This window comes from Mesorhizobium sp. M4B.F.Ca.ET.143.01.1.1, assembly GCF_004792275.1.
GTDB lineage: Bacteria > Pseudomonadota > Alphaproteobacteria > Rhizobiales > Rhizobiaceae > Mesorhizobium > Mesorhizobium abyssinicae.
This window is the reverse complement of the sequence record NZ_SRSR01000196.1, coordinates 1-337: the sequence shown is the minus strand read 5'-3', so window position 1 is coordinate 337 and position 337 is coordinate 1. Positions and strand designations below refer to the sequence as shown.

The following is a 337-nucleotide window of genomic DNA, read 5'->3' as shown; positions in this document are numbered from 1 at the left end:
GCCGCATCCGGGGAAAAGCCGATGTTCGGCGCGTTCACATTTCCTTGCTGGTTGACATCGGATGCCTCCTCGACGTCGCCTCAGTTTCCGGACCAGCAAATCCGGCCGCAGCCGCACCATTCCGATGACCGGGCGGAAGGAAGTCATCAAGCTGCCTCCGACCGAAAGGCGCCAGCCCAACGAACCGCCACCAGGCTTAGCCAGGCATGGTTCCGAGCCACCTGGAACGATGCCAAGGCGGAAGTCGGCCTCGGCGCCGATGATCAGGTCGTGCCCACATCCTGCGCCACCACCTGTGCTTCACATCTTGTCCAGGGCGGCATCGACATCAGGCGCG

Annotated in this window: 1 pseudogene; it reads left to right on the top strand. The window is 63.5% G+C overall.

The annotated features are described in order from the left end of the window. A pseudogene (locus tag EN786_RS38405) lies at positions 1–337 on the top strand (site-specific integrase); the annotation flags it as partial.